Below are 12,579 nucleotides of genomic sequence, written 5' to 3' on the forward strand. Positions count from 1 at the left end.
CGCCCGGCAAGTTGACTACACTGAGGGAAGTTAGACCGGTAACTAGCCGGGCGTCAAGTAAGTTTTCCTGGATTTGCCAGTCGGACGACACGTACGTTTCAGGGAGTGCGAGGAGTACAGGGATGGGCGGCGACACCATGGACGGCACCAAGCGACAGCGCCGCGGGGACACCCGCCAGCGCATCCAGGACGTCGCCCTCGAACTCTTCTCCGAGCACGGCTACGAGAAGACCTCGCTGCGCGAGATCGCCGAGCACCTCGACGTCACGAAGGCGGCGCTCTACTACCACTTCAAGACCAAGGAAGACATCCTCATCAGTCTCTTCCAGGACCTGTCCAGGCCCATGGACGAGCTGATCGAGTGGGCGCGGCAGCAGCCTCGCACGCTGGAGACGAAGCAGGAGATCCTGCGCCGCTACAGCAACGCGCTCGCCGAGGCGGCCCCGCTCTTCCGCTTCATGCAGGAGAACCAGGCGGCCGTCCGCGAGCTGCGCACGGGCGAGGACTTCAAGGACCGCATGATCCGGATGGTCGGCCTGCTCAAGGAGCCGGACGCCGATCTGACGGACCAGGTGCGCTGCATCAGCGCGCTGTTCTCGATGCACGCCGGGATGTTCCTGCTCAAGGACGTCGAAGGCGACCCCGAGGAGAAGCGCAAGGCTGTCCTGGAGGTCGCGATCGACTTGGTGACGCAGGCGCACGGCGGCGCCGGCGTCACCCCTGAGGCGTCTTAGACGGTCACGCCCTGGGCGCGCAGGAAGACGACCGGGTTGACCGCGGAGCCGTAGTTCGGGGTCGTACGGATCTCGAAGTGCAGGTGCGGGCCGGTGGAGTTGCCGGTGCTGCCGGAGAGCGCGATGTGCTGGCCGGTCGCGACGACCTGCCCGATCCGCACGTCTATCCGGGACAGGTGGGCGTACTGCGAGTAGGTCCCGTTGCCGTGCTTGATGACGATGGCGTTGCCGTACGCGGGACCGTCACCGGCGCCGTTGCCGCCGGCCTTGACGACGGTGCCGCCGTGCGCGGCGACGACCTCGGTGCCGGTGGGCACGGCGAAGTCCTGCCCGGAGTGGTTGTGCTGCCACAGGTTGCCGGCCTGGTTGAAGCCCGCGGAGAGCGTGTACTTCTTCACCGGGTCGACCCAGGAGGCGGACGCCTTGGTGGCGGCCGTCTTCACGGCGGCCTGCGGGGCCGCCTCGGTGGCGGCGGCCGCGACCCCGGCGCCCAGTACGGCCGTGGCACCCACGCCGACGGCCAGGACGGCCGCCCTGGAGCGGAGCAGGGACATACGGGAGTGGCGGGACGTGACGCGCTTCGACATTCGGAACCTCGTGGGAACGGAGACGGGGGTCAGGTCCACCCGACGGACAAGCTGTCGCCGAGTGGGCCATCCCTTGGTAACCCGAGTCCTGGCCGGCGTTCAAAGTCCTCATCTACGACGCCAGGTCGTAGTTCACCCTGAAATTTCCACCTTCTTGACAGACGCCCCACCCCGTATCGAATACGCCCGATTTTTAGGGGTAGAGACGTTTAAACCCACTTACGGGCACTGCATTCCGGCCCGATACGGCCCTCACCGCACCGCCGACCGCAGCGCCGCACACCCCATGGGGGTTCCGCACCATTACGTCCGTTTTGCCCGCTCCTCGCTGTCCACTACCCGCCCTAGTAGGGGACAAATCGCCTGTGCGTCATGTCACCGCAAGGGCGTGGCTGAAGGCTGTTCGGCGGTGGCCGATGAGCTGTCGGCACGGCTGGGCCCGGACCGGGTCGCCGTCTCCGGCCCTGTCCCTGTCCCTGTCCCTGTCCCTGTCCCTGTCCCTGTCCTCGGCTACGGCTACGGCTACGGCTACGGCTACGGCTACGACTACGACTACGACTACGACTACGACTACGACTACGACTACGACTACGACTACGGCTACGACTACGACTACGACTACGGCGGCAGCTCACTCCTGCGGCGTCCCGGGGAACCGCTACGCGATCCGTACCCGGACCGTGACCGCGGTCACCCCGGACGTCGTACGGGCGCTCCTCGACGCGGGCTCCGCCCTGACCTCGCCGTTGTCCGGCATCACCATCCCCCCGTCCCACGGCGCCGCCGCAAGGCTCCTCGCCGCCGAACGCCACTACGACCGGCACGCGATCTTCTCCGCGGCGCCACTCCCAACCCGCGACAGGCCCTAGTGCTGCTCCGCGTTAGTTCGTGGAGGTGTCATGCGGCTTTGAGTGGCCTGGCGTCGTAGGTCCAGCGGTAGGGCTTGGCGGTGGTGTTGTGCGCGATCACGTAGGCGTCCATTTTGTCGATGAGGTCGTCGCGGCTGGGGAAGTCGCCGTGTCGTAGAACCCGGCGGGTCAGGGCTGAGAAGAAGAGTTCGACCTGGTTGAGCCAGGAGGCGTGCGGCGGGGTCCAGTGCACGTGCCAGCGGGGGTGGTCGGCCAGCCATGCCTTGGTTGTCCGTGCGATGTGGGAGGCGCCGTTGTCCAGCACGACGTGGATGGCGTGGCACGGGTTGATGGTCCGCTCGAGCATCCGCAGGAAGTCGATGAAGGTCGCTGCGTTGTTGCGGGCGATGGGCTGCGTGAGGACCTCGCCGGTGCGCACATTGAGCGCGGCGCTGATCGAGACGGTGCCGTGGCGGATGTACTCAAATTCCTGGCGGGACGGCCGGCCGGGTCCGGCGGGACGGCCGGGGTGCTTGCGGGAGCGGGCGGCGATGGCGGTCTTCTCGTCGATGGACAGCACCACCGCGTCGTTTGGCGGGTTGAGGTAGAGATTGCAGATGTCGGCGGCCCGTTCCCAGAACTGGGGATTGTCGCGGCGGGTGAGCCAGCCGCGGACTTTGTGCGGCTTGAGGTCCAGGCCGGCCAGGATCCGGCCGACCTGGGACGGGGAGATAGCGGCGGACGTAGTGTCCGCGACCAGGGTGGCGATGGTCCGGTGCGTCCATGTCGACTCCGGGTGGGTCGGTGCACTGGTCGCGGAAGCCACCACGGCCAGCCGCACCCGGCTGTCGTAAAGGCGGGGCCGCCCTGGGCGTGGAGCGTCTTTGAGTCCCTCCATCCCGGCGGCGGTGAACCTCCCTCGCCACTTGCGGACCGTGTTCACGCTGACTCCCAGCGTGCGGGCGATCGCCGCGTTGGACGCTCCCGCAGCGGCAGCGAGCACAATCTTCGCCCGCAGCACCGCCCGCACTTGCCCGCGCGTGGAGCCGGCAAGGCTTGTCAGCCGCGCTCGTAACGCCTCGTCCAGCACCACCGACACTGCCTGCCTGTTCCCGCCCATGACTGGTGATCATGGCGCAGCGCGATCGTTGCCGGGCAGGATGGGGACCGTGCCGAAGAACCCGCCCGAGTCCATGCAGCACCACCTCCGCGTCCGCCTGCGCGACCGCGCGCGGGAACGCTGGCCCCAACTCTCGGGCATCCAGGTCCGTTTTCGGACCGGATTCGCCTACGTGGCAGGCGAAATGCCGGGCATAGAGGAACCGCTGCCACTGTGCCGTCTGCGCTTCACCGGCGTCCTGCACACCTGGGGCTTTGCCATCTACCTCGCCAGCAGCAGCAAATACCAAGACAACTTCCTTCCTACCGGCCTGCCATTCGGCTCACCCGAAGAAGCGCTCGACTGTGCATGCGGTCTCTACCTCAACGACCCCACCGCCTGGACCACACCACCCTCCACGAACTAACGCGGAGCAGCACTAGGGTGATCTGAGCAGCCGTCACCGTGCCGTCCGGGGGAGCGACATGGAACCAGCAGCCATAGGTGCCAAGTTGGCCTCGAGCGTGGTCGCGCCGCTCGTCAAGAAGCTCTTCGTGGCGGACGGGCCGGGCGCCGGGCTGGTCGAGAAGCCGGTGCGGATCTCCGGGTTCGTCTCCTTCAGGGGAGAGAAGCGGACCCTCGGGGAGAAGGAACTGACCACGCTGGCCGCCGAGCTGGTCGCCCGAGCCCTGCGCACCGGGGAACGCCCGCTGGCCGCCGACGAGGAACAGGCCGTCGTCCACGCCCTCGCCGACACCCTGCACGCCCTCGGCGACCTCGCCATGACCGACGTACAGGCCGTGGAACTCGGTCACGAGGCGCTCGCCCTGCGGCTGCGCGCCGCGAGCGGCAACCCCGAGCGGGACCTCTCCTTCGACGCGACCCTGTTCTACGAACGGATCCTGAGCGCGGCCTGCCTGCACATCCTGCACTTCTTCACCCAGCGCTCGGCCTTCGTGGCCCGCACGCTGGTGGAGCAAAGCCGCAGGCAGAGCGAACTCATCTCCAAGATGGACGAGTTGATCGCACGGACTCCCCCGCCCGGCGGCACGGATCCCGCCTTCGAACAGCGGTATCTCGCATACGTCGCGACCAAGCACAGCCGGCTCACCATCTACGGCATCGACCTCGTCAACTCCCCCGAGCGCTGGCCCCTCGACGCCGCCTACCTCGGCCTGCAGGCCGTGCGGGCCACCGAGGACGCGGAGGCGACCGGCCCGAGCGGGACGCACATCGCGGCCGCCGGCAGCACCCTCCCCGCCGAGCAGGCCCTCGCCGAACAGGACCTGGTGCTGCTGCGCGGAGTGGCCGGCTCCGGCAAGACCACCCTCGTGCAGTGGCTGGCCGTGACCGCGGCCCGGGGCGAGCGCGGCGACCGGATCCCGTTCGTCCTGCCCCTGCGCACCCTCGTCCGCCGCCCCGACGGACTCCCGGCGCCCGACGGTTTCCTCGCCGCCGCCCGCGTGCCCTTCCACGCCACCCAGCCGGACGGCTGGAGCGACCGCGTCCTCGGCGCCGGACGCGGGCTGCTCCTCGTCGACGGCATCGACGAGATCCCCGAACGCGACCGCGAGCGGACCCGCCGCTGGCTGCGCGAGCTGCTGGACGTCTATCCCGGCAACCAATGGCTGGTGACCTCCCGTCCCTCGGCCGTCCGCGAGGACTGGCTCACCCCCGACGCCTTCACCGAGCTCGCCCTCACCCCCATGAGCCGTGACGACGTCACCGCCTTCATCCGCCGCTGGCACACGGCGGCCCGGCTCGACGCCCCGGACACCGACCGCCTCGACGGCTACGAACACTCCCTCCTCACCGCCGTCGGCACCAAGCCCGACCTCGGCCGACTCGCCACCAATCCGCTGATGTGCGGGCTGATCTGCGCGCTGCACCGCGACCGGCGGGGCTATCTGCCGCACGGCCGGCAGGAGCTGTACGACGCCGCCCTGTCCATGCTGCTGTCGCGCCGTGACGAGGAGCGCGACATGTTCGCGCCCGACCGCACCGGCGGCATCCACCTCACGGAACTCCCGCAGGTCCAGCTCCTCCAGCGGCTGGCCTACTGGCTCATCCGCAACAACCAGTCCGAGATGGACCGCGACCGTGCCGAACGCATCGTCGCCGACGTCCTGCCGTCCCTCCCGTCCGCCGCCGCGCAGGGCGACGCCCCGGCGATCCTGCGCCATCTCCTCGTCCGCAGCGGCCTGCTCCGCGAACCCATGCCCGGCACCGTCGAGTTCGTCCACCGCACCTTCCAGGACTACCTGGGCGCGCGAGCGGCGGTGGAGGACGGGGACTTCGGGCTGCTGGTGCGCAACGCCTTCGACTCCCAGTGGTCGGACGTCATCCGGATGGCGGTCGCGCACGCCCGCCCCCGCGAACGGGCCACCCTCCTGGCCGACTTGGCCAAGTCCGCCGAGGAGACGTCCGGAGCGGCGGGTACGCGTATACGACTGCTCGCCCTGGCCGCGCTGGAACATGCCACGGAACTCGACCCCCACGTCCGCGCGGCCGTGGAGCGCAACGCCGCCTCGCTCATCCCGCCCCGTACGACCGAGGAGGCCCGTACCCTCGCCGACGCGGGCCCGCTCGTCCTGGAGCTGCTGCCCGGACCCGAGGGGCTCACCGACGACGAGGCCAGGGCCGTGGTCATCACCGCGTCGCTCATCGGCACGGACGCGGCACTCCCGGTCCTGTCCCGCTTCCGGTCGCATCCGTCACTGCTCGTACGGGCCCAACTCGCCTGGACCGCCCACCGGTTCGACACCCGGCGCTACGCGGCCGACGTCATCGCCCACCTGCCACCGGACGACCTGTACTTCTGCGCGCACTCCGTCGACCAACTGCGCGCCCTGCGCGAACTCGGCGGCCGCCCCATGCTCCAGGTCATCGGGGACATCGACTCGCACGACATACGCGAGGGGCTGCTGCCGGACCAGCTGTGTGAACTCGTTGTACGCGACAACCGGATCCTGCGCGACATGACGTTCCTGTCGGACCAGGGGCGGCTCACGCACCTGGACATCAGCGGCAGCAACCCGAACGTCGACGACCTCACCCCGCTCGCCGAACTGCCCCTGAAATGGCTTTCGGTGGATACCGTGCCAGGACTCGAGAAGCCGGGTGCCCTGACGCCGCTCTCCGCCTCCCGCACTCTACGGATGCTCGACATCGGTTTTCCGCTGCACGGCGACTCCCTCGACGCCGCTCTCCCCCGGGACCTGCCGCTGACCTATCTGCGGCTCACCAGGAACGCCCTGCGATTCACCGGATTGCGCGGCCTGAGTCATATGCACTCGCTGAAGCAGCTGAGTCTGGCCACACTCCCCGAAAACCTCACCCCCGAGGACTTCGAAGAGATCACCCGGCTTCCCGCTCTACAAGAACTTCGTGTGAACTGGAATGCCGTCGGGTGGAGCGCGGGTCCGGTGCTGCCGAACGTGGCGAGACTGCGGCTCAACAAGTTCACGGGAAACGAAGACCTCTCGAATGTCCCGGTTCTCTTTCCCGGCCTGCGCAGGGTCACGTTCCATCTCGCCTCGAACGTGATCGACCTACCGGAACATCTCCTGGCGTTCCTCCCGGAGACCGCCGCCGTCACCATCGAGAAGACCGACAGCGTGGTGTGAAAAAAAGGGGCTGCCCCGGGACCGAAGTCCCGGGGCAGCCCCTTCGTTCAGGCGAGCGCCGAGCGCTACGCCTCCTTGCTCAGGTTGGGCCCTGCTCCACCCGCGGCCTGCTCGATCGGCGGGACGTCGGGCAGCGCCGACTTCTCCTCACCGCGGAAGGTGAAGGTCTTGGTGTCGCCCTCGCCCTCCGTGTCGACGACCACGATGTGACCGGGGCGCAGCTCGCCGAAGAGGATCTTCTCCGAGAGCGTGTCCTCGATCTCGCGCTGGATCGTGCGACGCAGCGGCCGCGCACCCAGGACGGGGTCGTAACCCTTCTTGGACAGCAGTTCCTTGGCGGACTGGGAGAGCTCGATGCCCATGTCCCGGTCCTTGAGGCGCTCGTCCACCTTGCCGACCATCAGGTCGACGATCTTGAGGATGTCCTCCTGCGTCAGCTGCGGGAAGACGACCACGTCGTCGACGCGGTTGAGGAACTCGGGGCGGAAGTGCTGCTTGAGCTCGTCCGAGACCTTGTTCTTCATGCGCTCGTAGTTCGACTTCGTGTCACCCGTGGCCGCGAAGCCCAGGTTGAAGCCCTTCGAGATGTCCCGCGTGCCGAGGTTGGTCGTCATGATGATGACCGTGTTCTTGAAGTCCACGACCCGGCCCTGGGAGTCGGTTAGGCGACCGTCCTCCAGGATCTGCAGCAGCGAGTTGAAGATGTCCGGGTGGGCCTTCTCGACCTCGTCGAAGAGGACCACCGAGAACGGCTTGCGCCGCACCTTCTCCGTCAGCTGACCGCCCTCTTCGTAGCCCACGTATCCGGGGGGCGAACCGAAGAGACGCGACACCGTGTGCTTCTCGCTGAACTCCGACATGTCGAGGGAGATCAGCGCGTCCTCGTCACCGAAGAGGAACTCGGCGAGGGCCTTGGACAGCTCGGTCTTACCGACACCGGACGGGCCCGCGAAGATGAACGAACCACCCGGACGCTTCGGGTCCTTCAGACCGGCCCGCGTACGACGGATCGCCTTCGAGAGCGCCTTGACGGCGTCCTTCTGGCCGATGACCCGCTTGTGGAGCTCGTCCTCCATGCGCAGCAGACGCGAGGACTCCTCCTCGGTCAGCTTGAAGACCGGGATGCCGGTCGCGGTCGCGAGGACCTCGGCGATCAGCTCGCCGTCGACCTCCGCGACGACGTCCATGTCGCCGGCCTTCCACTCCTTCTCGCGCTTGGCCTTCGCCGCCAGCAGCTGCTTCTCCTTGTCGCGGAGAGAGGCCGCCTTCTCGAAGTCCTGGGAGTCGATGGCCGACTCCTTGTCGCGGCGGACGCCCGCGATCTTCTCGTCGAACTCGCGGAGGTCCGGCGGCGCGGTCATCCGGCGGATGCGCATCCGGGAACCGGCCTCGTCGATGAGGTCGATCGCCTTGTCCGGCAGGAAGCGGTCCGAGATGTACCGGTCGGCCAGGGTGGCGGCCTGGACCAGCGCCTCGTCCGTGATGGAGACCCGGTGGTGCGCCTCGTAACGGTCGCGCAGGCCCTTGAGGATCTCGATCGTGTGGGGGAGGGAAGGCTCCGCCACCTGGATCGGCTGGAAGCGGCGCTCGAGGGCCGCGTCCTTCTCGAGGTGCTTGCGGTACTCGTCCAGAGTCGTCGCACCGATGGTCTGGAGCTCACCGCGCGCCAGCATCGGCTTCAGGATCGACGCCGCGTCGATGGCGCCCTCGGCGGCACCCGCACCCACGAGCGTGTGCAGCTCGTCGATGAACAGGATGATGTCGCCGCGGGTGCGGATCTCCTTGAGGACCTTCTTCAGCCGCTCCTCGAAGTCACCGCGGTAGCGGGAACCGGCGACCAGCGCGCCCAGGTCGAGGGTGTAGAGGTGCTTGTCCTTGAGGGTCTCGGGCACCTCGCCCTTGACGATGGCCTGCGCCAGGCCCTCGACGACGGCGGTCTTGCCGACGCCGGGCTCGCCGATGAGGACCGGGTTGTTCTTGGTCCGGCGGGACAGCACCTGCATGACCCGCTCGATCTCCTTCTCGCGCCCGATGACCGGGTCGAGCTTGGACTCACGAGCGGCCTGGGTGAGGTTCCGGCCGAACTGATCGAGGACCAGGGACGTGGAGGGGGTGCCCTCGGCAGGACCGCCGGCGGTGGCGGTCTCCTTGCCCTGGTAGCCGGAGAGCAGCTGGATGACCTGCTGCCGCACCCGGTTGAGGTCTGCGCCCAGCTTGACCAGGACCTGGGCGGCGACGCCCTCGCCCTCTCGGATCAGGCCGAGCAGGATGTGCTCCGTGCCGATGTAGTTGTGGCCCAGCTGAAGGGCCTCGCGGAGCGACAGCTCCAGGACCTTCTTGGCACGGGGGGTGAAGGGGATGTGCCCGGACGGGGCCTGCTGCCCCTGCCCGATGATCTCCTCCACCTGCTGGCGGACCGCCTCGAGCGAAATCCCGAGGCTCTCCAGGGCCTTAGCGGCGACACCCTCACCCTCGTGGATCAGGCCCAGGAGGATGTGCTCGGTGCCGATGTAGTTGTGGTTGAGCATCCGGGCTTCTTCCTGAGCCAGGACGACAACCCGCCGCGCGCGGTCGGTGAACCTCTCGAACATCGTTAATCGCTCCTCAGAGCGGTCAGGCAGTGAGGGGACGCTCCCCTCGCTGTCCTTCCGCAGCTTAGTCCCGCAAGCGGGGACCGCTCATTCCAACTGCCGACACCGTCCTTGGCCTCCTGACCCCGAACGCCGACATCTGCTCCAACCTGATGGTGCGAGACGATGTTCCCGCAGGCCAGGCAGATACCCGCACCGGCTGTACGCCGATGGCGAACGTGAGATGCCCGAGCCATGCGTGTCGCCCCTCTCACTAGGGATGTCTTACCCGTACGCACTGACACTCCATGCCGCGCGCACCGGTTCCCTCCGCTATGGGCGAACATCCTTGCGCCACCGATCACCCCCGCGCAGCTCTTCTTTCGATACTCAGCGCACATGATGAAACACCCAGCGTAACTCTGGAGCCCTTCTGACGGTTGCTCCTGACATGCTTCCCACTGTCCCCCTCCCTCGCCGCCCGCTCCACCCGAGCGACCCGGTGCGGCGGTGGTACGAGAACGAACTCGGCTGGGCGACAGTGCCCGGTTCGCCGCTACGACTGGCCGCCGGCCTGCGCTTCGACGTCCTGGACGTCCCTGCGGAGGCGGGTGTCAGGGCCCTGCGACACCTGGGACCGGCCTCTCCGGTGGCACTGCACACAAGCCGATCGGCGCCGTGCGAGGATCCGGCGGCTCGGCGTGCGAAGTGGCCGGCTCGGCACGGGACGCGGATGTGGCTACTGGTGGCCGCGGGAAGCGCGGAGGAACTGCCGGGGCTGCTCGACTGGCTGGAGTGGGGCGCTCTCGCGCTCGATCTCACGGCGATCGGCGCGGGCGGGAGCATCGAGGCTCCGCTGCCGCCGGGGATGCCCGAGGGGCCACTCACCACGGACGGGGCCGGGACGGACGGGGCCGGCGGGGCCGGTCCACAGGGGGCCGCTGTCTGGCTGCGACCCCCCGAGCCGGGGTGCGAGGTGGAACCCTCGTTGCCGACTCTGTCGGCCGTGGGGGGCGATGGGGGCGCCCCCGATCTCGTACGACTCGTGGACACGATGGCGACACAGTGCCACCGGGTCCGGCTTCGACGCGCGTGCGCCCAGCCGCCGGCCTACTCGTAGACCTTGGCTGGGCAGCTGGGCCATGGGCCTCGACTCAGCCGTTGGCCTTCTCGTAGGCCTCGCGAATGGACGCCGGAACGCGGCCACGGTCGTTGACCTCGTAACCGTTCTCCTTCGCCCACGCGCGGATCTGTGCGGTGTCCTGGCTGCCACCGGAAGCGACACGCGCCTTTCCACGCCCCCCCGCAGCACGGCCTCCGGTACGACGACCACCCTTCACGTAGGGCTCGAGAAGGCCACGGAGCTTGTCCGCATTGGCGGTCGTGAGATCGATTTCGTACGTCTTGCCGTCCAGCGCGAACGTCACGGTCTCGTCCGCCTCGCCACCGTCGAGGTCGTCGACAAGAAGGACCTGAACCTTCTGTGCCACCGGATTTCCTTTCATCGATAACTTGAGGGCCGAGGGCCTGCGGCGTCTGCCGCTGTTTCACGTCCCCTGTTATATGCAGTACTGCAGTACGTCGGAAAGCAAACCGCTTTTGCTGGAAAAACACAAACCCCTGGGTGAGACTCGGGGGCCGCTGGAAGACCGGAAACGTGCGCGTTTCGGACATAGGGAACGCGGGCAAGGCGGTCGGGCGGAATAGCCGCCGGCGATCACAGATGCAGAAGCATCCGGCTGTTGCCCAAGGTGTTCGGTTTCACTCGTTCGAGACCGAGGAACTCTGCCACGCCCTCGTCATAGGAACGCAGCAGCTCGGCGTAGACATCCCTGTCGACGGGTGTCTCGCCGATCTCCACGAAGCCGTGCTTCGCGAAGAAGTCGACTTCGAAGGTCAGACAGAAAACCCGGCGAACGCCGAGCCAGCGGGCGGTCTGCAGCAACTTCTCCAGCAACTGATGACCGACACCGACGCCCTTGACCACGGGGTTCACCGAGAGAGTGCGGACTTCGGCGAGGTCTTCCCACATGACGTGCAGCGCACCACACCCCACCACCTCGGCGTTGTCATCACGTTCCGCGACCCAGAACTCCTGGATGTCCTCGTAAAGCGTCACCGTCGCTTTGTCGAGCAGGATGCCGCGGCGGACGTTCGCGTCGAGGAGGCGGCGCACGGCCGGGACATCACTGGTCCTGGCCCGCCGGACGGTGACGGCTTTTGCGGTGTCTTCGGGACGCGGTGCTGGATGCTCTGCTGGCATGGGCGGACGCTATCGCCCGGTACCGCCCGGGCCGGAGTCGGGGTTCTCGCCCGGCTTCTCACCCGACGCCTCATCGGGCTTCCCGACTGGCTTCTCGACCCGCTTCTCGTCTGCGGCGTCCGGGGTTACACGTGTTTCGCCGCCGGCCCCGCCATGTTCGGGGCCTTCTTCAGGCCCTTGCACGATGTGTACGGCATCCCGCAGCGCGCGCCGCTGCTCCTCACTCATCATGCCGAAGAAGGCGACGAGAGCGGCGGCAGGGTTGTCGCTCTGGGACCACGCGTCGTTCATCAGTGCGGCCGAGTAGGCGGCACGCGTGGAGACCGCCTCATATCGATAGGCCCGGCCTTCCGCCTCCCTGCGCACCCAGCCCTTCTGATGGAGATTGTCCAAAACGGTCATCACCGTGGTGTACGCGATGGACCGTTCCTGCTGAAGGTCTTCCAGGACTTCTCGAACGGTCACCGGGCGGTTCCACTTCCACACCCGCGTCATGACCGCGTCTTCGAGTTCTCCCAATGGGCGAGGCACAGCTCAGAACAATAGTGGGAGATCAGCAACAAAAAGGGCGTACGACTCGAAAAACGTATGAGAACGTATGAGTCGTACGCCGATGAGTGCCCCGGCGGGGACGCGAGCCGCGTCGGCCGGGGCTGTGGCCCTGCTATCGCCTCAGGCCTTGATGTCGGGAGAGGCCTGGCGCGCGCTCTCCGCGCGCGCGAGGGCGGCGTCGACGACCGCGTCCTCCTTGGACTTGTTGGCCCCGCCCTGGGTCTTCACGATCGTCACGATCAACCCGATGAAGAACACGGCCATCACTACGGGGGGCACCAGCGCGGAGACATAGTCCAT

General features: G+C 67.8%; 12 protein-coding genes. 5 read left to right on the forward strand and 7 right to left on the reverse strand.

Going from position 1 to position 12,579, the window contains the following annotated elements; genetic code table 11:
- Positions 1-122: 122 nt before the first annotated feature.
- Positions 123-734 carry a TetR/AcrR family transcriptional regulator gene (locus tag SMIR_RS15985; RefSeq protein ID WP_248003057.1) on the forward strand — a complete coding sequence of 204 codons (612 nt, stop codon included), beginning with the start codon at positions 123-125 and terminating at the stop codon, positions 732-734.
- On the opposite strand, the gene SMIR_RS15990 is transcribed toward SMIR_RS15985, so the two are convergent.
- Positions 731-1,321, reverse strand: a complete 591-nt coding sequence (locus SMIR_RS15990; protein WP_168494273.1) for a M23 family metallopeptidase — start codon at positions 1,319-1,321, stop codon at positions 731-733. The genes SMIR_RS15985 and SMIR_RS15990 overlap by 4 nt on opposite strands.
- Positions 1,322-1,709: 388 nt before the next feature.
- Here SMIR_RS15990 and SMIR_RS15995 point away from each other — a divergent pair, with 388 nt between their 5' ends.
- Positions 1,710-2,249: a hypothetical protein gene (locus SMIR_RS15995; RefSeq protein WP_212727147.1), complete on the forward strand. Its 540-nt coding sequence runs from the start codon at positions 1,710-1,712 to the stop codon at positions 2,247-2,249.
- Here SMIR_RS15995 and SMIR_RS16000 read toward each other — a convergent pair.
- A complete protein-coding gene (locus SMIR_RS16000; protein ID WP_168497310.1) occupies positions 2,219-3,289 on the reverse strand; it encodes an IS630 family transposase in 1,071 nt (356 codons plus the stop codon). The two genes, SMIR_RS15995 and SMIR_RS16000, sit on opposite strands and share 31 nt — an antisense overlap.
- 49 nt (positions 3,290-3,338) lie before the next feature.
- Here SMIR_RS16000 and SMIR_RS16005 point away from each other — a divergent pair, with 49 nt between their 5' ends.
- A complete protein-coding gene (locus SMIR_RS16005; RefSeq protein WP_211118857.1) occupies positions 3,339-3,695 on the forward strand; it encodes a hypothetical protein in 357 nt (118 codons plus the stop codon).
- 58 nt (positions 3,696-3,753) lie between these two features.
- Positions 3,754-6,894, forward strand: a complete 3,141-nt coding sequence (locus SMIR_RS16010; protein WP_212727148.1) for an NACHT domain-containing protein — start codon at positions 3,754-3,756, stop codon at positions 6,892-6,894.
- 65 nt (positions 6,895-6,959) lie between these two features.
- Here SMIR_RS16010 and SMIR_RS16015 read toward each other — a convergent pair whose 3' ends face one another.
- Positions 6,960-9,485, reverse strand: a complete 2,526-nt coding sequence (locus SMIR_RS16015) for an ATP-dependent Clp protease ATP-binding subunit (RefSeq protein WP_054237510.1) — start codon at positions 9,483-9,485, stop codon at positions 6,960-6,962.
- A gap of 430 nt (positions 9,486-9,915) precedes the next feature.
- Here SMIR_RS16015 and SMIR_RS16020 point away from each other — a divergent pair, with 430 nt between their 5' ends.
- A complete protein-coding gene (locus SMIR_RS16020) occupies positions 9,916-10,584 on the forward strand; it encodes an SCO3374 family protein (RefSeq protein ID WP_168494267.1) in 669 nt (222 codons plus the stop codon).
- Positions 10,585-10,618: 34 nt separating this feature from the next.
- Here SMIR_RS16020 and SMIR_RS16025 read toward each other — a convergent pair whose 3' ends face one another.
- The 4 genes from SMIR_RS16025 to SMIR_RS16040 form a co-directional block, all read right to left on the reverse strand.
- Entirely contained in the window at positions 10,619-10,954 is a 336-nt protein-coding gene (locus tag SMIR_RS16025) for a histone-like nucleoid-structuring protein Lsr2 (RefSeq protein ID WP_054237508.1), read from the reverse strand.
- A gap of 227 nt (positions 10,955-11,181) precedes the next feature.
- A complete protein-coding gene (locus SMIR_RS16030; protein ID WP_168494265.1) occupies positions 11,182-11,727 on the reverse strand; it encodes an amino-acid N-acetyltransferase in 546 nt (181 codons plus the stop codon).
- Positions 11,728-11,736: 9 nt separating this feature from the next.
- Positions 11,737-12,222 carry a BlaI/MecI/CopY family transcriptional regulator gene (locus SMIR_RS16035; protein WP_248003688.1) on the reverse strand — a complete coding sequence of 162 codons (486 nt, stop codon included), beginning with the start codon at positions 12,220-12,222 and terminating at the stop codon, positions 11,737-11,739.
- Positions 12,223-12,399: 177 nt separating this feature from the next.
- Positions 12,400-12,579, reverse strand: coding sequence for a hypothetical protein (locus SMIR_RS16040; RefSeq protein WP_095853288.1), 180 nt, complete (start codon positions 12,577-12,579; stop codon positions 12,400-12,402).

Origin of the sequence: Streptomyces mirabilis (assembly GCF_018310535.1) — a bacterium.
Classification (GTDB): domain Bacteria; phylum Actinomycetota; class Actinomycetes; order Streptomycetales; family Streptomycetaceae; genus Streptomyces.

Excerpts from the sequence above, each read along its gene's own strand:
- SMIR_RS15985 (WP_248003057.1), top strand. The coding sequence starts at position 123 with ATGGGCGGCGACACCATGGACGGCACCAAGCGACAGCGCCGCGGGGAC.
- SMIR_RS15990 (WP_168494273.1), bottom strand. The coding sequence starts at position 1,321 with ATGTCGAAGCGCGTCACGTCCCGCCACTCCCGTATGTCCCTGCTCCGC.
- SMIR_RS16000 (WP_168497310.1), bottom strand. The coding sequence starts at position 3,289 with ATGGGCGGGAACAGGCAGGCAGTGTCGGTGGTGCTGGACGAGGCGTTA.
- SMIR_RS16010 (WP_212727148.1), top strand. The coding sequence starts at position 3,754 with ATGGAACCAGCAGCCATAGGTGCCAAGTTGGCCTCGAGCGTGGTCGCG.
- SMIR_RS16015 (WP_054237510.1), bottom strand. The coding sequence starts at position 9,485 with ATGTTCGAGAGGTTCACCGACCGCGCGCGGCGGGTTGTCGTCCTGGCT.
- SMIR_RS16020 (WP_168494267.1), top strand. The coding sequence starts at position 9,916 with ATGCTTCCCACTGTCCCCCTCCCTCGCCGCCCGCTCCACCCGAGCGAC.
- SMIR_RS16030 (WP_168494265.1), bottom strand. The coding sequence starts at position 11,727 with ATGCCAGCAGAGCATCCAGCACCGCGTCCCGAAGACACCGCAAAAGCC.
- SMIR_RS16035 (WP_248003688.1), bottom strand. The coding sequence starts at position 12,222 with ATGACGCGGGTGTGGAAGTGGAACCGCCCGGTGACCGTTCGAGAAGTC.
- SMIR_RS16040 (WP_095853288.1), bottom strand. The coding sequence starts at position 12,579 with ATGGACTATGTCTCCGCGCTGGTGCCCCCCGTAGTGATGGCCGTGTTC.